This is a genomic window from Plantactinospora veratri (genome assembly GCF_036421995.1).
In the GTDB taxonomy this organism is placed as follows: Bacteria; Actinomycetota; Actinomycetes; order Mycobacteriales; family Micromonosporaceae; genus Plantactinospora; species Plantactinospora veratri.
Genome location: NZ_JAZGQL010000036.1, coordinates 134,111 through 155,224 on the forward strand (window position 1 = coordinate 134,111; position 21,114 = coordinate 155,224).

A 21,114-nucleotide genomic window follows, 5' to 3' on the forward strand; every position below is an offset into this window, starting at 1 on the left:
GCGTGTTAGCGTCGCCGCCGGAGCCACCGACAGATACGCCGAGCCCGAGGCGAGGGATGGTGAGCGAGGGTGGAGCTGCTCTCCGCCGAGGAGAACGACGCCTACTGGGACGACCGGCACCGGCGGGAGGGCGACCTGCGCTCCGGCGGCGACATGTCCTTCGACGAGCCGACGAACCGGATGTTCTACATCCTGCGCCTCAGCCTCCTGCTGGACATCATCGGCCACCAGTCCGACCCGGTCGCGCCGCTCTTCCTGCTCGACGCCGGCTGCGGCAAGGGCTGGTTCAGCCGGGAACTGGCCCGGTTCGGCCACCAGGTCGACGGGATCGACGCCAGCGAGAGCGCCCTGGCGTACTGCCGGGAGCGGGGTGGCGGTGCCCGGTACTTCCGGTCCACGCTCTCCGGCTGGCGCAGCCCGTGGCCGTACGACGTGGTGCTCTCCGTCGACGTGCTCTTCCACGTCCTCGACGACGCCGAGTGGGAGCGGTCGGTACGCAACCTCGCCTCGCTGGTCCGGCTCCGGGGCCGGCTCGTCCTCGCCGACTGGGGCGGCGACGGCGACCGCAGGTACGGCAACTACCAGGTCGTCCGGGGTCGGGACCGGTACGTCGCGCTGGCCCGGGAGTGCGGCCTGAGGTTCGAGGGCTGGCGGCCGTACGCGTTCCGCGGCAACCCCAACGGCTTCCACGTCTTCACCCGGACCGGCTGAGGAGGAACTGGCCGATGCGGATCTCCGAGATCCTTCCGCGTTACCTCGACGGGGTACGCGAGGTGGTCGACGTCAGCCACCCGGACGTCAAGCTGGAGCGGCAACTGCGGCTGCCGCCGGAGGTGGGCTACCGCCGCCAGCCGCTCGACGAGGCGGTTGGCACGGACCTCGGCCCCGAGTCGCTGCCGCTCTGCCTGCTCGGCGCGGACTCGCCCGTGCACACCGACCCGGACGCGCTGACCCCGATGCTGCGGCGGGCCCGCCCCGGCACCCGGGCGGCGCTGCTGATCGGCTGGTCGATCGAGGAACTGCCGTACCACCGGCTGGTCGGGCCGCTGGTGGCCGGGGGGTGCCAGATCCGGGAGGTCTCCCCACTGGACCGGGCCGCCATCCGAGGGGTCTCCGCGGCGCTGGTCGTCGAGCGGGTGGAGCGGCTCGCCCCGCTGCGCGGCTATCTGGTCGACGCCCGCACCCCGGTCGAGCCGGCCGGGACCGGTCCGGGCCAGGGGCCGGAACCGGACGGCGGTGACGCGACGGAGCTGGCCACCCTGCTGCGGGTGGTCAACGAGTACCAGCTCGCCGACCTGGTGAACCGGCCGGTGCGGCGACGGCTGGCCGAGCTTACCGAGCGGGTCGAGGCGCAGCAGCGACTGATCGCCGAGCGGGACACCGAACTGCGACAGGCGCGGCACCGGCTCGCCGAGGTCGAGTCGTCGGCCGGGTTCCGGCTCGGCAGCGCGTTCGCCCGGGGAGCCCGGGAACCGGCCCGCGCGCTGGTCGACGTACCCCGGGAACTCGCCCGGGCCTGGCGCGGCCGCCGCCGGCGGTCGACTGGGAGATCACCCACGGGGTGACGTATCGTGTGGGCACCAGGGCTACTGTACCATTCCCGCCTTGTCGCGCGAAGCTTGCGCGGCCGGAAGCGTACGAGTCAGCACGATGCCCCGCATTCCACCGTCGATCGACGCCGGGAGTAATCCGCAGTGAAGGTTGTCAGCGTTGTCGGAGCCCGCCCGCAGTTGGTGAAACTCGCGCCGATCGCGGCGGCCTTCGCCCGAACGGATCACGAGCACGTCATCGTGCACACCGGTCAGCACTACGACGCCGACCTCTCCGACGTCTTCTTCTCCGGCCTGGGCATCCCCGACCCGGACGTCCACCTCGGGGTCGGCTCCGGCAGCCACGGCGTGCAGACCGGCGCGGTGCTGGCCGGCATCGACCCGGTGCTGGCCGAGCAGAACCCGGACTGGGTGCTGGTCTACGGCGACACCAACTCGACGCTGGCCGGTGCCGTCTCGGCGGTCAAGCAGCACCTGAAGGTCGCCCACCTGGAGGCCGGGCTGCGCTCGTTCAACCGGCGGATGCCGGAGGAGCACAACCGGGTCCTCACCGACCACGCCGCCGACCTGCTGCTGGCCCCGACCGAGGAGGCCATGCGGCACCTCGCCGACGAGGGTCTGGCGGCCCGTTCCGTACTGGCCGGAGACGTGATGGTCGACGTCTGCCTGCGGATCCGGGACGCCGTACTGGCCGGCGAGCACCCCCGGCCGGTCCTGCCCGAGGGGATCGACCCGACCTCGCCGTACCTGCTCGCCACGCTGCACCGGGCGGAGAACACCGACGACCCGCAGCGGCTCGCCGGGCTCGTCGCGGCGCTGGCCGCGCTGCCCGTACCGGTCGCCCTGCTGGCCCACCCCCGGCTGCTGGCCCGCGCCGAACAGTACGGCCTGAAGCTCGCCCAGGGCGCCGTGCACGTCGGCCGCCCGGTCGGCTACGCCGCCATGGTCGCGGCGGTGCTCGGCTCGGCCGGCGTGGTCACCGACTCGGGCGGGTTGCAGAAGGAGGCGTTCCTGCTCGGCCGGGTCTGCACCACGCTGCGCCCGGAGACGGAGTGGGTCGAGACGCTGGACGGCGACTGGAACCGGCTCGTCCCGGACCCGGCCGGCACGCCCGACTGGATCGCCACGGCGACCCGACCCACGCCGACCACCGAGCGCGCCGCCCCGTACGGCGACGGCACCGCCGCGCAGCGGGTCGTCGAGATCCTCGAGCGGCATGCCTGACCGAGACCGTCCGGCGAACCGAGGACCGAATCAGGTGCAGACGAATCCCGCCAGCGACGTCGCCGTCGTCACCCCCTGGTACCCGACCGGTCAGCGCCCCTTCCGGGGCGCCTTCGTGCAGGCGATGGTGGAGGCGACCGCACCGGGCTACCAGCAGGTCACCGTCTACCACACCGACGAGTGGGGGCACCGGCTGCCGGCGGAGACCACCGCCGCGATCGACGAGGCGTTCCGGGCCCTGCTGCCGCAGGGTGTGCACCGCCGCCCCACCGTCGGCGGCGCCGACCTGGTGCATCTGCCGGTGGTGATGCCGGTGACTCCGGACTACGCGGAGGTCTCCCGCAACCACTCCGAGGCGCTCCGGGCGGCGCTCGGCAACGCCCCCATCGCCGCCCCGGTGGTGCACGCCCACGTCGGGCTGCCGGGCGGCTGGGCGGCATTGCAGAACGCCAGGCCGGACGCCAGGGTCTTCGTGACCGAGCACGCCACCTTCCTCAACCTGGTACTGGAACAGCCCGAGGCCCGGGCGATGTACGACGACCTGCTGCACCGCTGCGCCGGCTTCTTCGCCGTCGGCGACGCCGTACGCAACCCGCTGGTCGAGGCGTTCCCGCACCACGCCGAGCGGATCGGCTTCATCCCGAACCCGATCTCGTTCGACCAACCCCGGGCCACCCCGGTCACCGCGCTGCACCGCTGGCTCTTCGTCGGCGGCCTGCTCCCCCGCAAGGGCGTCTCCTGGCTGCTGGAGGCGTTCGCCAAGTGCCGGGCCGAGGAGCCCGCGCTGTCGCTCACCTTCGTCGGCGAGGGACAGCTGCGCAAGGACCTGACCCGGCGGGCCGCCGAACTCGGCGTCGCCGAGGCGGTGACCTTCGCCGGTGCCGTGGCGCCGGACGAGGCGCTGCGGATGATGCGCGAGCACGACCTGCTGGTGCACCCGAGCCGGTTCGAGACCTTCGGCATGACGATCGTCGAGGCGATCGCCGCCGGCACGCCGGTGCTGGTCACCCGCTGTGGCGGGCCGGAGGAGACGCTGGCCGGGCTGGAGGAGGCGGCCGGCGAGCTGATCCCGGTCGAGGAGAACGCCGAGTCCATCGTGGACGGCTACCGCCGGCTGCGGGACCGCTTCCCGGACGGCCTCGACCTGGCCCGCGCCCGCCGGGAACTCGCCGACAGGTACAGCTATCCCGCCGTCGCCCGCAGCCACCGCGAGGCGTGGTTCGGCACGCCGGGCCCGGGAACGTCGACCACGACCGGATGGGATGCCCGCACCGATGGCTGAACCGCAGGTGTTGATCCTGGCCCTGGAGGGCTCCCGTCGGCTCGCCGTGCTGGCCGACGTCGACCGGGTGATCGCCGCCCACGGCAGCGCCACCCTGGTCGTCAACGACATCGCCAAGTGGCGCCGGGAGAAGCTGCCCAAGCAGCTCCGGGTCGTCGACCTGACCAAGCTCGAACTCCGGCTGGCACCGCTCGCCGTCGAGCAGATGGTGCTGGTCCGGGGACCGGGCTTCCTGTTCAGGGCGGTCGGCCGGGGTCCGCTGGCCGGCAGGTCGAAGAAGGCCAACCGGGCGTACCAGCGGGCGTTCGCGGACCGGGTGCACCGCCGGGTCGGCCTGCCGGTCTACCGGCGGCTCTTCCAGCCGCTCTACGCGAAGAAGGGCGACCCCCGGCTGCGGCTGCTGGACCGGTACGTGCTCCAGCCGGGCCGGTTCGACGTCCTGGTGGTGGCCGATCCCGGCTCGATGCCGGCTGCCGCCACCGTCCTGGCCGACCTGACGGCCCGCGGCGCCGCCCCGACGCTCTGCTTCGACGCCAGCGCCGTGGTGTAAGGAAGGGCCCCTTCTTATACAAAAAGCGATAAGAAGGGGCCCTTCCTTACACGTCAGCTGGCGAGGAAGCTCGCGAACGCCGCCGCCGTACGCCGGCCGTCGTGGTACTCCCGGACGTACGCCACCGACTCGGCGCCCCGGCGTGCGGTGCCGGCCCGGTCGTCCAGGAGGGATTCCAGCACCTGGCGGAGGTTGGCCGGGGTGGCGTTCACGATCGGCGGGGTGCTGCCGACGGTCGCCGCCACGCTGTCGCTCAGGTAGGCCACCACCGGCTTGCCGGCGGCCATCGCCTCGACGGCGAACGTGCCGTAGCTGCCGGTGGTGAACTGGTCGATCACGATGTCGCTGGTCTTGACCAGTTCGGTCATGTCCTTCCAGGCGACGTTCTCGGCCAGCTTCAGCTCGATCGCGCCCCGCTCGTGCAGCTCGTTCAGCACCGGCAGGATCCGGTCGGTCCCCTTGGTCCAGCGCTTCGACGGGCCGTGCAGCACCACCGGCCGGGCCCGCTCCATCACCGGCTGGTCGGTGGCCCAGGCGTCGAGGTCCACCACCAGCGGCGCCCAGGTCGCCCAGGGCAGGTCGTCGAGCAGGTCCGGGGTGGTGACGAAGAGCGGCAGCCCGGTCTCCTCGGCCACCTTCCGGTTCCGCTCGGCCCGCACCGTGTAGCGCTCGACGTAGCCGTCCGGGGCATCCCGGAACAGCGAGTATTCGTGTCGGGCCAGGTGCCGCTTGGGGTGGCGTACCTCGCTGCCGTGGCCGAGCAGCGCGACCTTGATCTTGGCCCGTTGCAGCGCCGGCAGGTCGCCCTCGATGTTGTTGCCGTTCAGGTGCCCGAAGAACGGCAGGAAGGCGTCCGCCACCAGGTGGGTGTAGCGGCCGATCGCCCGCTGCACCTGTTCGAGCTGGCAGTCCAGGTCGGGCAGCCGGGCCTGGTCGACGTAGACGTCCGCCGGATAGAGCAGGGTCGGCGAGGTCTTCACCATCACGACCTCGGCCGAGACCTCCGGGTTGCTCCGGCAGATCGCCTGGGCGAAGGTGGCGAGCTGGCCGGCGTAGTTGGCCGGGCCGAGACCCAGCCGGACCTTGGTGTTGTCCAGCGGACGCCACCGGGGCAGCGGGCCCGGCTCGGTGGCCGGGCCGGCGACCGGCACCGGCTGCTCGGTCAGCGACCAGCGCACCTCCGGGCGCGGGTTCGGCGGGGTGATCCCGGAGATCTCCGTGTAGAGCCGCATCAGGCCGGCGCTCTGCGTCTCCCAGGAGAGGTCGGTGAGGATCTCCTCGGTGATCGCGTCGGCCAACTGCTTCCGGTTCGCCATCGCGTGCGTCACCGTAGCCACGAAACTCGCCGCGTCGTCGGAGCGGAAGACCTCGCCGACCTTGTGCTTCCGGACGTACGCGCTGAGCGTCTTCACGTCGCTGACCACCACCGGCAGCCCGCCGTGCAGGTATTCGGCGAGCTTGGTCGGCAGCGAGATCTCGTAGTTCAGCGTCCGCTTGGAGCAGATCAGGCCGAGGTCCGCCGAGGAGAGGTAGTCCGGTACGGCGTGCTGCGGCACGTACGGCACCACGTGGATCCGGTCCCGCACAGCCAGCTTGTCGGCCTTCTCCAGCAGCATCGTCAGGTCCGGGCTGGTCCGCCCGGAGACGATCGCGAGGTGGAACTCCGGCAGCTCGGGCAGGGCGTCGACCGCCACCCCGAGGCCCCGCTCGGCGGCGAGCCAGCCGGAGTAGACCAGCAGCGGCACGTCCGGCTCCAGGCCGCAGGCCCGGCGTACCGAATAGGTGTCCCGGCCGGTGTTCACCGTCTCCCGGATCGGCACGTTCCGGACCACCAGCGGGGTCTTCTTGAGCTTGTAGTCCTTGCGCAGCAGCTCGGCGATCTCCGGGGAGACCGTCACCACCGCGTCGGCGAAGCCGATGAACTCCTTCTCCAGCGCGTTGAAGGCGCTGGCCTGCAACGGCTCGGGCCAGTCCACGCCGCGCACGTACTCGTGCGCGTCGTAGAGCCACCGGACCTTCTCGCCCCGGGCCCGCATCCGGGCCACGCTCTGCGCCGCCGTGCCGATCATCGTGATGTCGTTGGCGTGGATGACGTCCGGCTTGAACTCCTCGATCGCCGGTCCGAAGGCAAGGTCGAGGTCGAGCAGGTACGGCCAGTCCTTGGCCCACTGCCCGGTCGGCGCGGCCTGGTAGCGCTGCTCCCACTGGAAGGCCCGGACCCGCAGCTTGTGGGTGAGCCGGCGGGCCCGGACCAGTGCGCCCAGCGCCCGGCTGGCCGGTACGGCGATCGCGTTCGCCGCCGCCGACCGGCCCTCGGCGGCCCGCATCCGGCCGATCCGGGCGGTGGTCTGCCGCACCCAGGTCTGGTTGGCCGCCCGGGTACGCGCCAGCGCCTCCTTGTCGGCGATGCCGAACTGGGTGACGATCCGGCGGAGCTTGTGCCCCTTCTGCTTCGCCCGCATGTGCGCGGCGACGCCGACCCGGACGACCTGGACGGCGCCCATGGTCGACTTGACGGCGCGTCCCCGCCCGGCGCCGATCAGCAGCACCTCCCAGCCGGCCCGCGCCGCCGAGATGGCGGTTTTCTGTACCCGGGAGTCCCCGGTGATGCTGTTTCCGACGATCACTGCCAGTCGCGGTCGGCGAGCGGGCGGTGTCATGCGCGATCCTCCAGATAAGACGAGCTGACTCTTGCCCGACTGTGCCGGGCCTGTGCGAACACCACCGGATCCCGGGTGTCTTTCGCGGAAACCGCGCGCGGCACCGGGCCGCGCGCGGAATCAGCCGGTCGTGGAGAGGTCGTCGACGGTCCGGTCGCCCGGCGCCACCGACACCGTACTGCCGTCCGCGGCGGACTGGAGCACCGCCGCCGCCACCTGGACCGTGCGCAGGCCCTGGCGCAGCGTCACGATGTCGCTCTCCTTGCCCTCCACCGCGTCACGGAACCGCTCGTGCTCGACGAGCAGCGGCTCGCGCTTCGGGATGGCGTACCGCACCATGTCGCCCTCGGCCACCCCACGGAACGCGCGCAGCGCCTCCCACTCGGTGTCGATCGCGGCGTTGGCGTAGAAGGTGAGGTCCGCGGTGAGGGTGTCGGCGACGAAGCACCCCCGGTCGCCGGTGATCACCGTCGACCGCTCCTTCAGCGGGCTCAGCCAGTTCACCAGGTGGTTGACCATCGTGCCGTCGGCGAGCTGGCCGACCGCGGCCACCATGTCCTCGTGCAGCCGGCCGCTGCGCGAGACGGTGCGGGCCGAGACCGAGGTGTATTCCCGGCCGGTCACCCAACTGGTCAGGTCGATGTCGTGGGTGGCCAGGTCCATCACCACGCCGACGTCGGCGATCCGGTGCGGGAACGGCCCCTGCCGGCGGGTGACGACCTGGAAGACCTCGCCCAGTTCGCCCGCTTCCAGCCGGCTGCGCAGGTTCTGCAACGCCGGGTTGTACCGCTCGATGTGCCCGACCCCGGCGACCAGCCCGGCCGCCTCGAAGGCCGCCACCAGCCGCTGCGCGGTCTCGACGGACTGGGCGAGCGGCTTCTCGATCAGCGCGCTGATGCCGTTGGCCGCGAGTTCCAGGCCGACCTGCTCGTGCAGCGCGGTCGGGCAGGCCACCACCGCGTAGTCGAGCTTCATCGCGATCAGCTCGGCCAGGGTCGCCACCACGGGCGCCCGGACCGTGCCGGTCGAGTCGCCGGCCGGATCGGCGACGCCGACCAGCTCGACACCGTCCAGGTTGGACAGCACCCGGGCGTGGTTGCGTCCCATCGCGCCCAGCCCGATCAGACCGGCGCGCAGCGTACGCCCCTGGCCGCTGACGACACTCACTGTGAGCCCTCCAGGCTGTTCACGGCGTCGGCGATCCGCTCCAGGTCGGTCGCGCTCAGCGACGGGTGGATCGGCAGCGAGACCACCTCGCGGGCGGCGCGCTCGGTCTCCGGCAGGGTCCACGGACCCGGCTGGCCGTCCTTGCCGAGATACGGCTTCAACCGGTGGATCGGAGTCGGATAGTACACGGCGTTACCGATGCCACGGTCCAGCAGCTTCTGCTGGGCGGCGTCCCGGTCCCCGGTGATCCGGATCGTGTACTGGTGGTAGACGTGCCGGGCCGCGTCGGCCACCGGCGGGGTGACCGCGGCGGTGATCCGGGAGTCGAGGAACTTGGCGTTCGACCGCCGCTGCTCGGTCCACTCCGGGAGCTGCTTGAGCTGCACCCGGCCGATCGCCGCCGCCACGTCGGTGAGCCGCATGTTCGCCCCGACGATCTCGTTGGCGTACCGCTGCTCCATGCCCTGGTTGCGCAGCAGCCGCAGGGTCCGGGCCAGCTCGGCGTCGGCGGTGGTGATCATGCCGCCTTCGAGCGAGTGCATGTTCTTGGTGGGGTAGAAGCTGAAGCACCCGGCGGTGCCGAAGCTGCCGACCGGCTGCCCGTTCAGGGCCGCGGCGTGCGCCTGGGCGGCGTCCTCCACGACGGCCAGGTTGTGCCGCTGCGCGATCGGCATCAGCCGGTCCATCGCGGCGGGGTGGCCGTAGAGGTGCACCGGCATGATCGCCACGGTGCGCGGGGTGATCGCGGCCTCGACGGCGGCCGGGTCCAGGCAGAAGCTGCCGGCCTCGATGTCGGCGAAGACCGGCTCGGCGCCGACCAGGCGGACGGCGTTCGCGCTCGCCGCGAAGGAGAACGACGGCACCACGACCTCGTCGCCGGGGCCGATCCCCAGCGCCATCAGGGTCAGTTGCAGGGCAGAGGTGCCCGAGTTGACCGCGACACAGTGCCGTCCGGCGACCAGCTCGGAGAACTCCTCCTCGAACGCGGCCACCTCGGGCCCCTGGACCACCCGGCCGCTGCGGAGCACCCGTACGGCGGCCTCGATCTCGGCTTCTCCGATAACTGGTTTCGCGGGTGGAATCAGGTCTTGCTGCCCGGTCATGGGCATCCTCCTGTCGACGAGGGGATCGCGTCCGGCAGCGATGCTAGCTCTTGACGCGGTCGATGAAATGGGTGGTGGGGTTCTGGTCACGGGGTGGGTCGGGGTCCCGGGGGGTGCCGGGGTGCGGCGTGCGGGGCCGGATCGGGTGCCGGCCGCCGCTCAGCCGGGGAGTGCGACGTCGAGGCCCCCTCCCACCGGCATCGGGCCGCGCGCGCCGAGCCCGGCCGCGATCGCGGCGGCCATTCGAGGCAGGTAGTCCTCCGGGAACGGGGTGCGGGCGACGGCGAGCCGCCAGTAGAGGGGACCGATGATCAGGTCGACCGCGACGTCCGGATCCGCCTCCGCAGGAAGCTCACCGCGACCGACCGCCCGGTCGAGCAAGAGTATGCCGACGTCGCGCTGGTTCGTCCGCAGGGCCTGCTGGAGGGTCTCGGCGATCTCCGGGTTGCGGGCCGCCTCGGCCAGCAGGTCCGGGACGATCTGCGAGGCCAGCGGGTGCCGCAGCGCCCGGGCCACGATCCGCAACAGCACCTCCAGGTCACCCTTTAGGCTGCCGGTGTCCGGTAAGGGTAGGCTCTGCCCGGCAACCCGGGACACGATCTCCAGCACCATCTCCAGCTTCGAGCTCCATCGGCGATAGATCGCCGTCTTGCCGACGCCGGCCCGGCGCGCGACCGCCTCGATCGAGAGGCGCCCGTATCCGACCGCGGCGAGTTCCTGCATGACGGCTCGGCGGAGTGCGGCGGTTATCTCCCCACGGAGTACCGCCGCTCCCGCCGGAGCACGCCGGTTGTCGGTCGCCACGTGGGCCAATATAGCGCGACGACGGTACGGTTGCGTCCCGACGTAGTTTGGACTACCTTGCCACGCAGCGACGCCCCGGACGGCATTTGCCCGCAACGGTTCCGGCCCGGAAGTCGCGCACTCTTTCGAGCCCGGACAGATCGGAGCGCCCAGCTATGGCCAGCACGGCGGTAGCACATCCCGATTCAGAGCTGACCCAGGCACAACTGGCCGCCCGCTACGGACTCTCCGTCGCCGGGGCGCGACCCAGCCTCGGGGCGTACGTCAAACAGCTCTGGTCGTATCGGCACTTCATCACCGCCTACGCCAACGCCAAGCTGGCGGCCTCGTTCAGCACCGCCCGGCTGGGGCGACTCTGGCAGGTGCTGACCCCGCTGACCAACGCGGCGGTCTACTACCTGATCTTCGGCGTGATCCTCGGCACCAGCCGCGAGGTCGAGAACTTCATCGCGTACCTCTGCACCGGGCTCTTCGTCTTCACCTTCACCCAGTCCGTGGTCAGCGGCGGGGTGACGGCGATCAGCGGCAACCTCGGGCTGATCCGGGCCCTGCACTTCCCCCGGGCGAGCCTGCCGATCGCGATCACGCTGACCCAGTTCCAGCACCTGCTCGCCTCGATCGTCGTACTCGCCGCCATCGTGCTGATCGACGGAGAGCCACTGACCGTCGAGTGGCTGCTGCTGGTCCCGGTCATGCTGCTCCAGTCGATCTTCAACGCCGGGCTGGCGATGGCGATGGCCCGGTTCGGGTCGAAGATCACCGACCTGAAGCAGCTCGTCCCGTTCGTGATGCGCACCTGGATGTACGCCTCCGGCGTGCTCTACAGCGTGCAGAACTTCGAGCGGCACCTGCCCGACTGGGCCGCCTCGCTGGTGCAGCTCAACCCGCTGCTGGTCTACATCGAGCTGATGCGGCACGCGCTGATGGAGACGGCGCCGGTGACCGCGTCCCAGACCCAGTCCTGGCTGCTCGGCATCGGCTGGGCGGCGCTGGCCGGCGTCCTCGGGTTCATCTACTTCTGGCGTGGTGAGAAGGAGTACGGCCGTGGCTGAACCGATCGACCCCAAGACCAACCTTTCGGCGACCACCACCACGGTCGGCGGTCCCCGGATCCCCACCGTGGTCGTCGACGACGTACACGTGATCTACCGGGTGTACGGCGCCGGCGCGGGCGGCAACGGCAGCCCGGTCGCCGCCCTGAAGCGGATGCTGACCGGCACCAAGTCCGCCGCCGTCCGCGAGGTGCACGCGGTCAAGGGCGTCAGCTTCACCGCGTACCGGGGTGAGGCGGTCGGCCTGATCGGCAGCAACGGCTCGGGCAAGTCGACCCTGCTGCGGGCGATCGCCGGGCTGCTGCCGGCGAGCCGGGGCGCCGTCTACACCCAGGGCCAGCCCTCGCTGCTCGGGGTCAACGCCGCACTGCTCAACGACCTCTCCGGCGAGCGCAACGTCGCGCTCGGCTGCCTGGCGATGGGGATGAGCCCGGCCCAGGTGAAGCAGGTCACGCCGGACATCGTCAAGTTCTCTGGGATCAACGACCGGGGCGACTTCAGCTCGCTGCCGATGCGGACGTACTCCTCCGGCATGGCGGCCCGGCTGCGCTTCTCGATCGCGGCGGCGAAGAAGCACGACGTGCTGCTGATCGACGAGGCGCTGGCCACCGGTGACGCCCGGTTCCGGCGCCGCAGCGAGCAGCGGGTCCGCGAGCTGCGCGCCGAGGCCGGCACGGTCTTCCTGGTCAGCCACAGCATCGACACGATCCGGACCACCTGCGAGCGGTCGATCTGGCTGGAGTCCGGGGTGATCCGGGCGGACGGCCCCACCGACGAGGTGGTACCGGAGTACGAGAAGTACATGAACCGGACGTAGTCCGGACAACGGCGGAAGACCTCGGGCGGCGGCAGCGTCACCGGCGACCTGCCCCGCCCCCGCCGCGCTAGGGTCCTAGAGGTCGTCCGCGACCGACCCGGACCGCGCGACACCGCCGCGCCCGGGGCGACGACGGGGCGACGACGCAGGGCCTATCCATCGACCACGCACAGTCAGTGAGGATCGGCAATGGTGCAGAACCCGGCGACGCGGCCGGCCGGCGAGCCGGACGCCGCCCCCTGGCGGCCCACCCGGACCGTCGCCGTGATCCTGGCCGGCGGCACCGGGACCCGGGTCGGGCTCGGCATCCCCAAGCAGCTCCTCAAGATCGCCGGCAAGCCGATCCTCGAACACACCGTCGCGGTCTTCGAGAACGCGCCCGAGATCGACGACATCATCGTGCTGATGGCGCCCGGCTTCCTGGCCGAGGCGCGCCAGATCGTCGAGCGGGCCGGCTTCCGCAAGGTCAGCCAGGTGATCGAGGGCGGCGACACCCGCAACGCCACCACCCGGCTGGCGCTGGCGGCGATCGGGCCGGACGACTGCAACGTGCTCTTCCACGACGCGGTACGACCACTGCTGAGCCCCCGGATCGTCCGGGAGTGCGTCAACGCGCTCTGGACGCACTCGGCCGTCGACGTGGCCATCCCGTCCGCGGACACGATCATCCAGGTGGACGACGAGGACTGCATCACCGACATCCCGGTACGGTCCCGGCTGCGCCGGGGGCAGACGCCGCAGGCGTTCCGGTCCCGCACCATCCGGGCCGCCTACGCGCTCGCCGGACAGGACCCGGAGTTCAGCGCCACCGACGACTGCGGAGTGGTGCTGCGCTACCTGCCCGAGGTGCCGATCAAGGTCATCGAGGGCTCGGACGAGAACATCAAGGTCACCCACCCGGTCGACGTACACCTGGCGGACAAGCTGTTCCAGCTCGCCGCCGCCCAGGCGCCCCGGCTGGTCGACGAGCGGGCGTACGTCGAGGAGCTGAGCGGCCGCACGGTGGTGGTCTTCGGCGGCAGCGAGGGCATCGGCCAACGGCTGGCCGAGGTCGCCCGCGGCTACGGGGCGGACGTCTTCCCGGTCAGCCGGTCGAGCACCGGCACCCACGTGGAGCGGGGCGAGGACGTCGCCGCCGCGCTGCGCGGCGCCTTCGAGGCGACCGGCCGGATCGACCACGTGGTGGTGACCGCCGGGGTGCTCCGGATGGGCGCGCTCGCCGAGATGGACGAGGCGACCATCGCGCACATGCTCCAGGTCAACCTGGTCGCCCCGGTGGACATCGCCCGGCAGGCGCTGCCCTACCTGAAGCAGACCCGGGGGCAACTGCTGCTCTACACCTCCAGCTCCTACACCCGGGGCCGGGCCCGGTACGCCCTCTACTCCGCCACCAAGGCCGCCGTGGTCAACCTCACCCAGGCGCTCGCCGACGAGTGGTCCGAATTCGGCGTACGGGTGAACTGCGTCAACCCCGAGCGGACCGCGACCCCGATGCGGACCCGGGCGTTCGGGGAGGAGCCGGAGCACACCCTGCTGGCGGCCGACACGGTGGCCCGGGTCTCACTGGACGTGCTGCTCTCCGGGCTGACCGGCCAGGTGGTCGACGTACGCCGCTCCCCCGGCGACCCGGTCGCCGAGCCGGCCGCCCAGCCGAACGCCACCGAGCCGAACAGCGCCGAGCCCGGCGGCACCGAGCCGAACGGCCGGCCCCCGGCCGGTCCGGAGCAGGAGCCCGGGCCCGCCCGGGTCGGCCGGCAACGCTCCACCGAACTGGTGCCGCCGCCCCGGGTCGGCACTCCCTAGCCAGGTCCCGCACTGTCGGGGCCCCGGCGATCCGAGGAAGGAAGCGCATGCGTGGCGATCTGGTCAGGAAACTGACCGTCCGGTGTCTGAGTGCCGGCCTGGCCGTGCTGTCCTTCCTGCTCCTCGCCCTCACCTCGGCCGAGCTGCCGGGCCTCGTCCTGGCCGGCGCGGGCGCGGTCGCGCTCTGGATGGAGCGCCGGGTCAACCCCCGTGCCGAACTGGTCGCCGAGCCGGTCCTGCTGATCGCCGGGGTACTGGTCGGATACGCCCACCGGCTGCCCGGGTCCGGGTGGAACACGGTGGCACTGGCGCTCACCGGTGCGGCCCTGCTCGGGCTGACCCTGGCCGAGCGGCCGCTGCGCGACGCCGCCGAGCTGGAGGTCCGCTCGGCCAACCTCGGCGTACGGTCGTCGCCGCTGCTCGTGACCGACCGGCTCGGGCCGGCGGTGCTGGCCCTGCTGGTGCTGCTCGCCGGCAGCGCCGCGTTCACCCTGCCGGTCTGGCCCGCCCTCGTGCTGACCGTGCTGGTCGGCGCGGCCGCCGCGGTCGGCGCGGTCGGGCCGATCGCGCTGCGCCGGCTGCGGCCCTCCGGCGGGCAGAGTGCGGTCACCCAGGCGCTGCGCCGGCACCAGCCGGAGTTCCTGCTCTACTTCTCCGCGCCGCCCGGCTCGGAATACCAGGTCATGATGTGGCTGCCGTACCTGGAGCGGATCGGCCGGCCGTTCATGGTGCTGCTGCGGGAGCCGAACTTCCTGCCGGCGATCTCGGCCGCCACGAAGGCGCCGGTGGTGGTCTGCCCGACGCCGCGCTCGATCGACGAGGCGATGGTGCCGAGCCTGCGGGTGGCGTTCTACGTCAACCACGGCGCGAAGAACAGCCACTGCATCCGCTTCGCGCACCTCACACACATCCAGTTGCACCACGGCGACAGCGACAAGGCACCGAGCGCCAATCCGGTCTCCGCGATCTTCGACCGGATCTTCGTGGCCGGGCAGGCGGCGATCGACCGGTACGCCCGCAACGGCGTGACGATCCCCCGGGAGAAGTTCGCCATCGTCGGTCGCCCGCAGGTGGAGTCGATCGCGGTACGCCGGGAGCCGATCCGGGACCGGGCCGACAAGGTGGTGCTCTACACGCCGACCTGGACCGGGCACAACGCCGACGTCGACCACTGTTCGCTGCCGGTGGGTGAGACCCTGGTCCGCCGGCTGCTGGACCGGGGCGTGACGGTGATCCTGCGGGCCCACCCGTACACCTCGCAGAATCCGGCGTCGGCCCGACAGCTCGCCCGGATCGAGCAGCTCCTCGCCGAGCACCGGGCGAGCACGGGGCGGCGGCACGTCTTCGGCGTCGACGCGGCGAAGAAGATGAGCCTGGTCGACTGCGTCAACGCCTCGGACGCGCTGGTCTCGGACGTCTCGGCGGTGATCTCCGACTACCTCTACTCCGGTAAGCCGTACGCGGTCACCGACCGGGTCGGCGAGGGCGAGCGGTTCGTCGAGGGCTTCCCGCTGGCCGGCTCGGGTTACGTACTCGACCCGCAGATGTCCAATGTAGACGACGTACTGGACCGGCTACTGGAGACCGATCCGCTCGCCGAGGCACGGTGGCGGACCCGTACCCGCTATCTCGGGGACTTCCCGGAGCAGCGCTACGCCGACGGCTTCCTCGACGAGGCCCGTCGGCAGTTGGACGGCGCCGGGGCCGCCCAGTCGGTACCCTCGCCCCGCCCCGCGCCGGTCCCCTGAGCCCGCGCTCCCGACGTGAGGGCTGTGCCATGATGCGTCGGTGACGATGATCAGGACCAGCCACGACCGGAACGAACTGGCCGGCCTGCTGCGCCGCGACCCGCACCTGCACGCGTACGAACTCGGCGACCTCGACGACTTCTACTGGCCGTACACCACCTGGTACCGGCGCGACGACGCGGTGGCGCTGCTCTACCAGGGTGGGCCCACCCCGGTGCTGCTGGCGCTGCACCGTTCACCGGCGGTGCTGACCGAACTGCTCACCGGTCTGCTCCCGCTGCTGCCCCGGCACTTCGAGGCGCACCTCTCCCCCGGCGGCGAGGCGGTGCTGGCCCGGGAGTACCCGCTCAGGTCGCGCGGTGCGCACCTGAAGATGGCGCTCACCGACCCGGACCGGCTGGCCCGGGTGGTGCCCGGTGGCGAGGTGCTGACCGAGGCCGACGTACCGGAACTGACGGCCTTCTACCGGACGGCCTATCCGGGCAACTGGTTCGCCCCCCGGATGGTCGAGACCGGTCACTACGTGGGGATGCGCCGGCACGGCGAACTGGTCTCCGTCGCCGGGGTGCACGTCTGGTCGCCGCGGTACCGGGTGGCCGCGCTGGGCAACGTGACGACGGCTCCGGCGTACCGGGGGCAGGGGCTGGCCAGCACGGTGGTGGCGACGCTCTGCCGGCGGCTGCTGGAAACCGTCGACACGGTGGCGCTGAACGTGGTCGCGGAGAACACGGCGGCGTACAAGCTCTACGACCGGCTCGGCTTCACCCCGGTCGCCGAGTACACCGAGTACGTCGCCGGCGAACCCGCACCGGTGTAAGGAAGGGCCCCCGCTACAACAGAATGCGATATGCGGGGGCCCTTCCTTGCACCTCAGCGGTCTGGGCCTTGTCAACGCGGTACGCCCCGGGCACCATGTCAACGGTCTTCCCGCCGTACGGGCCGCCGGAGCCGGTCGGCCCCGCCCGGCTCGTACGCCTGCCGTCCCACCCTTTCCTCCGCCAATCCCATCTGTCGCCGAGGAGGCGCCGGTGCTCGAGGAGTTCATGGGCATTCCCGCCCACCCGTTCCTGGTCCATGCCGCGGTGGTCTTCGTGCCACTGCTCGCGTTGACCGCGGTCGGGTACGCGTTCCTTCCGTTCGTCCGCCCACACCTGCGCTGGGTGCTGGGGCTGCTCGCGGTCGCCACCCCACTCGCCGCGCTGATGGCCAAGCTCTCCGGTGACCGTTTCCTCGCCCGGTTGGAGTCCCGGAACCGGGTCAGCCCGGAGTACGTCCCGAGGCTGGCGGAGCACCAGGATCTCGGCACCAACACCCTGTACGCGACGCTCGTGCTCGGGGTGCTGGCCCTGGCGCTGGTCTTCCTGGTCAAGCCCCGGGTCGCCGCCCCACCGGTGACCGCGGGGGCCGCCGGGGCCGACGGTGGCGCGGACGGCGAGGACGGCACCGCCGCTGTGACCGCCAAGGGGTCGCCGGTGCTGACCCTGGTGCTCGGGGTGCTCTGCCTGGCGGCGGCCGGGATCACCCTCTACTACGTGTTCCGCACCGGTGACACCGGCGCCCAGGCGGTGTGGCAGGGCCAGTGACCCGCACCTGACCAAGGCCGGCGCGGAACCGCTCGCGACGACGACGCCGGCCCGTCCCACACCCCCGGTCGGCACGGGTCGTCCGGGTGGGTGGGGTCGGGCCGGCGTCGTCGTCGGTGCTGCTATCGCCGGGACGGGTCAGGACGAGTAGCCCCGGGTGGCCGCCCAGTTCGCCAGGTCGATGGTGGTCATCCAGTAGCTGCTGTCCTCGCCCGGGATGGCCGGGTCGGCGATCTTCACCGTACGGCCGTCGTCGCGGTAGCCGACGACGGTCAGGTAGTGCCCGCCGGGGTAGCTGTGCCAGCCGCCGGCAAGGTCGGTGGCCGAGCCGGCGATGTTGACGACCACGGCGTACCCGCTGGTGACGGCGTGCACGACGTCCGCCTGGAGCCGGTCCATCTGGGCCGGGGTGGCCGCGCCACCGGGGATGGCGGTGGTGCGGTAGAAATCGGTACCGATGATCTTGTTCAGTACCCGGGTGGTGTCCAGGGCCGAGTTCGTGCCGCTCGTCGTGGTGCCGAGGTCGGCGGCGACGGCGTCCTGGCTGGGCTTCTTGTCCCGGGCGGTCAGCGCGATCCGGGTGGCGGCCGGGCCGCAGTACCAGCCGTTGATCTGGGCCTGGAACTGGTAGTCCAGCAGCTTCGACTCCGGGGGCGCCGGGGGCTTGCTCGGGGTGCTGGCCGCGGCCGCCTTCGCCGCCGCGCTCGGCGCCTTGGTGCCCGGCGCGGTGCTGGCCGGCTGCGACGGGGTCGCCGGGGCGGTCGTCGTCGGTGCGGTCGTCTCCGGCGCGGTGGTGACCGCCGCTCCGGCCTGACCCGCCGCCGGGGCGCCGAGTTCGGCGACGGCGACGGTCGGCGGCTGCGGCGCCTCGGCCGAGTCGTTCGAGGTCAGGACGACCCCGGTGGAGGCGGCGGCGGCGAGCACCGCGGCCGAGGCGAGCGCGAGCCGGTTACGCCGGCCCGACATGACGGTCCTGAACCGCCCGTTAATTGCGTGCTTCAACGTTGTCCTCCAGAGGAAATGCGCGCCACCGCTACCGGGGGGCAGGAAATGACGCGGCGTTTCTTTCGCTGCGGGGAATGTGACGCGAAATCGCACGGAATCGCACGGGAAAAGGTCCGCCGACAGGCATTCGGCGGGACGGACCGACGGTGCGCCGACCGGTGCGGCGCTGCTATCGGCGTACCGGTGGAATCAGCGCCACCACGATCCGTCGCGGCCGACCGGCGGCCTCACCGGGAACTGCCGGCCAGTGGGCCGGCGGGGTGCCCGCGCGTCGACGACTTCCGCGTCACAGACCGCTATCGGGCCAGGTCGGGGTGGCGGCCGGGGACCGGGTGGTCCGGGACGGTCGCGACGGCCGGGAGTGGGGGCGCGACGCAGCGAGGGAACTGGGGGGATGGGCCGGGGCCCGGGTGGTGCCGCACGAACAGCTACTCCTTCCGACACCGCCTACCGGGTTAGCTGACGGATTCGGGCGGGAAGGCCGCCCTACCACGGGCCAGTGGCTCGCGGATTCACCCCAGATAACTATGGGTCCCCGGCTCGTTACGGAACGACTCGGCGGGTCTGCTCCGGTGTCACCCGTACGGCGACCAAGGGGCCGGACCAGACTCGCCGACATTACTGGCCGACTTCTGCCGTTGCCAACCCCACTGAACAGCGAAAACAGTGACTCGGAGCGCGATTGGGACAGCGCCGCCCGGGCACCCGGGCCGGCAGGCGGCCAGCGGATAAACCAGCATGATCATGTACGCGTACGGTATGACGGAAATGACCGGCTTGGTCCGGTGGCTCGAACATGGGACGAGGACTCCAGGAGGCTCCTTCCGATGACAACGGTGCACGAAGCTACCTACGACCTGCTCCGTTCCCTCGGCCTGACCACCCTGTTCGGCAACCCCGGCTCCACCGAGGAGCCATTCCTGAAGAACTTTCCGGCCGACTTCAGCTACGTTCTGGCCCTCCAGGAGGCCTCGGCGGTCGCGATGGCGGACGGCTACGCCCAGGCCAGCGGCCGGCCGGTGCACGTCAACCTGCACACCGCGCCCGGCACCGGAAACGGAATGGGCAGTCTCGTCACCGCCTGGCACAACAAGACGCCCATGATCGTGACCGCCGGCCAGCAGACCCGGACGATGAATTTGTCCGAGCCGATGCTGACCAATGTGCGCCCCACCCAACTGCCCGAGCCGTACGTCAAATGGAGCCACGAACCACTGCGTGCGCAGGACATTCCCGAGGCGTTCATGCGGGCGCTCGCCACCGCCGTACAGCCGCCGGCCGGGCCGGTCTACCTCTCCCTGCCACTGGACGACTGGGACGAGCCGGCCACCGGCACCTCGCCGGTACGCCGGGTCAGCACCCGGGTCGCCCCCGATCCGGCGGAACTGGACCGGTTCGCCGAGATCCTGGCGGACAGCCGACACCCCATGCTGGTGATCGGCTCAGGCGTCGACCGCAGCGGCGGCTGGGCCGAGGCGGTCGCCCTCGCCGAGCGGACCCGGGCACCCGTCTGGCAGCCGCCGTTCGCGGACCGGGTCGGCTTCCCGCAGGACCATCCGCAGTTCCAGGGACTGCTGCCGCCGGCGATCGGGCCACTGGCCGAGAAGCTTGTCGGCCACGACACCGTCCTGGTGATCGGTGCCCCGGTGTTCCGTTACTACCCGTACGTCCCCGGCCGGCACGGCTACCTGCCGGAGGGCACCCGGCTGCTGCACATCACCGACGACCCGGCCGAGGCGGCCCGGGCGCCGGTCGGCGACAGCCTGGTCGGCGACGTGACGCTGGCCTGTGCCGGGCTGGCCGAGCGGCTGCCCGGCAGCGAACGGCCCATGCCGCCGCCCCGCTCCGCCGCGCCGGCCGCGACCGCCGGCGCCCCGCTCGACCCGGAGGCACTCTTCGGCGCGCTCGCCGCCGAGTGGCCGGCGGACGGGATCGTGGTCCCCGAATCTCCCTCCAACCTCAGCGTGCTGCACCGGCAACTGACCATCACCCGGCCGGGCTCGTACTTCAAGATGGCCAGCGGCGGGCTGGGCTTCGCGCTGCCGGCGGCGGTCGGCATCGCGCTCGCCCAGCGGGACACCGGGCAGCAACGGCCGGTGGTGGCGGTGATCGGGGACGGCTCGTTCCAGTACTCGCCGCAGGCGCTCTGGACCGCCGCCCAGCACCGGCTGCCGGTCGTCTTCGTGGTGCCGGTAAACCAGGCGTACGGGGTGCTGAAGGCCTTCGCCGAGCTGGAGGACACACCGGGGGTGCCGGGACTGGAGTTGCCCGGCCTGGACATCCCGAGCATCGCCCGCGGCTACGGCTGTGTCGCGCACCAGGTGGAGTCTGTCGACGAGTTCCGGGCGGCGTTCCGGGCGGCGCTCGACACGGAGGGCCCGACCGTGCTGGCTGTACCGATCACCCGGGATGTCGCACCGCTGCTCTGATCCGCCGCCTGCACGGCCATTCGATCTCCCGCCAACTCGTCACATGATCCTTTGAGGTCCGGCCGACTCCTGGCCGGGTCGAGGTAGGCCTGCCTGACCCGGCGCGGCCAGCCTTCTGGCCGGCATATACGGGTCGATCGTGATACCTCGGAGTCATCATGATGACTCCGAGGTATCACGCCGTAGGACCGAATGTCCGCCGGACCCGGACAACGCCCACCCGACCGGTCATCGTCGCGGATGCGGCCCGCCGGGTCGCGGACCTTCGCCGATTTCATGACCGACCGGCCGGGGCGGAATGCCAGCCGCCCACCAGTCGTTACATCTCGCGTACGGC

The 21,114-nt window shown here is 71.8% G+C and carries 17 protein-coding genes and 1 riboswitch; of the genes, 12 read left to right on the plus strand and 5 right to left on the minus strand.

Annotation, left to right across the window (positions count from 1 at the left end):
• Window positions 1–69: 69 nt before the first annotated feature.
• The 5 genes from V1634_RS33100 (at window position 70) to V1634_RS33120 (ending at window position 4,606) form a co-directional block, all read left to right on the plus strand.
• Entirely contained in the window at window positions 70–711 is a 642-nt protein-coding gene (locus V1634_RS33100) for a class I SAM-dependent methyltransferase (protein WP_331211555.1), read from the plus strand.
• Window positions 712–725: 14 nt separating this feature from the next.
• On the plus strand, window positions 726–1,565 hold the full coding sequence (locus V1634_RS33105) for a hypothetical protein (RefSeq protein WP_331211556.1): 840 nt from the start codon (window positions 726–728) through the stop codon (window positions 1,563–1,565).
• A 129-nt stretch (window positions 1,566–1,694) separates the two neighbouring features.
• A complete protein-coding gene (gene wecB / locus V1634_RS33110; protein ID WP_331211557.1) occupies window positions 1,695–2,774 on the plus strand; it encodes a non-hydrolyzing UDP-N-acetylglucosamine 2-epimerase in 1,080 nt (359 codons plus the stop codon).
• A 34-nt stretch (window positions 2,775–2,808) separates the two neighbouring features.
• Complete coding sequence (locus V1634_RS33115) at window positions 2,809–4,056, plus strand: glycosyltransferase family 4 protein (protein WP_331211558.1); 1,248 nt, start codon at window positions 2,809–2,811, stop codon at window positions 4,054–4,056.
• The gene (locus tag V1634_RS33120; RefSeq protein ID WP_331211559.1) at window positions 4,049–4,606 is read left to right on the plus strand and encodes a hypothetical protein; all 558 of its coding nucleotides are present in this window, start codon (window positions 4,049–4,051) and stop codon (window positions 4,604–4,606) included. The genes V1634_RS33115 and V1634_RS33120 overlap by 8 nt, the downstream gene beginning before the upstream one ends.
• Window positions 4,607–4,659: 53 nt before the next feature.
• Here the strand turns inward: V1634_RS33120 and V1634_RS33125 are convergent, their stop codons facing one another.
• From V1634_RS33125 to V1634_RS33140, 4 genes are all read right to left on the minus strand, one after another.
• Window positions 4,660–7,266, minus strand: a complete 2,607-nt coding sequence (locus tag V1634_RS33125; protein ID WP_331211560.1) for a glycosyltransferase family 4 protein — start codon at window positions 7,264–7,266, stop codon at window positions 4,660–4,662.
• A 120-nt stretch (window positions 7,267–7,386) separates the two neighbouring features.
• Window positions 7,387–8,433, minus strand: coding sequence for a Gfo/Idh/MocA family protein (locus tag V1634_RS33130; RefSeq protein WP_331211561.1), 1,047 nt, complete (start codon window positions 8,431–8,433; stop codon window positions 7,387–7,389).
• Window positions 8,430–9,536 (minus strand): DegT/DnrJ/EryC1/StrS family aminotransferase, encoded by a 1,107-nt coding sequence (locus V1634_RS33135; RefSeq protein ID WP_331211562.1) that lies wholly within the window; start codon window positions 9,534–9,536, stop codon window positions 8,430–8,432. Before V1634_RS33135 ends, V1634_RS33130 begins: the two co-directional genes overlap by 4 nt.
• Window positions 9,537–9,695: 159 nt before the next feature.
• On the minus strand, window positions 9,696–10,340 hold the full coding sequence (locus tag V1634_RS33140) for a TetR/AcrR family transcriptional regulator (protein WP_331211563.1): 645 nt from the start codon (window positions 10,338–10,340) through the stop codon (window positions 9,696–9,698).
• Window positions 10,341–10,495: 155 nt separating this feature from the next.
• Here V1634_RS33140 and V1634_RS33145 point away from each other — a divergent pair, with 155 nt between their 5' ends.
• The 6 genes from V1634_RS33145 to V1634_RS33170 all read left to right on the plus strand — a co-directional run bounded on the left by V1634_RS33145 (window position 10,496) and on the right by V1634_RS33170 (window position 17,343).
• A complete protein-coding gene (locus V1634_RS33145) occupies window positions 10,496–11,392 on the plus strand; it encodes an ABC transporter permease (RefSeq protein ID WP_331211564.1) in 897 nt (298 codons plus the stop codon).
• The gene (locus tag V1634_RS33150) at window positions 11,385–12,209 is read left to right on the plus strand and encodes an ABC transporter ATP-binding protein (protein ID WP_407951896.1); all 825 of its coding nucleotides are present in this window, start codon (window positions 11,385–11,387) and stop codon (window positions 12,207–12,209) included. The genes V1634_RS33145 and V1634_RS33150 overlap by 8 nt, the downstream gene beginning before the upstream one ends.
• 189 nt (window positions 12,210–12,398) lie before the next feature.
• A complete protein-coding gene (locus tag V1634_RS33155) occupies window positions 12,399–14,012 on the plus strand; it encodes a bifunctional cytidylyltransferase/SDR family oxidoreductase (RefSeq protein ID WP_331211565.1) in 1,614 nt (537 codons plus the stop codon).
• A gap of 47 nt (window positions 14,013–14,059) precedes the next feature.
• Entirely contained in the window at window positions 14,060–15,760 is a 1,701-nt protein-coding gene (locus V1634_RS33160) for a CDP-glycerol glycerophosphotransferase family protein (RefSeq protein WP_331211566.1), read from the plus strand.
• A 46-nt stretch (window positions 15,761–15,806) separates the two neighbouring features.
• The gene (locus tag V1634_RS33165; RefSeq protein ID WP_331211581.1) at window positions 15,807–16,577 is read left to right on the plus strand and encodes a GNAT family N-acetyltransferase; all 771 of its coding nucleotides are present in this window, start codon (window positions 15,807–15,809) and stop codon (window positions 16,575–16,577) included.
• A 211-nt stretch (window positions 16,578–16,788) separates the two neighbouring features.
• The gene (locus V1634_RS33170) at window positions 16,789–17,343 is read left to right on the plus strand and encodes a hypothetical protein (RefSeq protein ID WP_331211567.1); all 555 of its coding nucleotides are present in this window, start codon (window positions 16,789–16,791) and stop codon (window positions 17,341–17,343) included.
• Window positions 17,344–17,481: 138 nt separating this feature from the next.
• On the opposite strand, the gene V1634_RS33175 is transcribed toward V1634_RS33170, so the two are convergent.
• Window positions 17,482–18,309 carry a C39 family peptidase gene (locus V1634_RS33175; protein WP_331211568.1) on the minus strand — a complete coding sequence of 276 codons (828 nt, stop codon included), beginning with the start codon at window positions 18,307–18,309 and terminating at the stop codon, window positions 17,482–17,484.
• 468 nt (window positions 18,310–18,777) lie between these two features.
• A riboswitch (cyclic di-AMP (ydaO/yuaA leader) is annotated at window positions 18,778–18,919 on the minus strand.
• A 256-nt stretch (window positions 18,920–19,175) separates the two neighbouring features.
• On the opposite strand from V1634_RS33175, the gene mdlC reads away from it, so the two are divergent.
• Window positions 19,176–20,777: a benzoylformate decarboxylase gene (mdlC, locus tag V1634_RS33180; RefSeq protein WP_331211569.1), complete on the plus strand. Its 1,602-nt coding sequence runs from the start codon at window positions 19,176–19,178 to the stop codon at window positions 20,775–20,777.
• Window positions 20,778–21,114 lie beyond the last annotated feature (337 nt).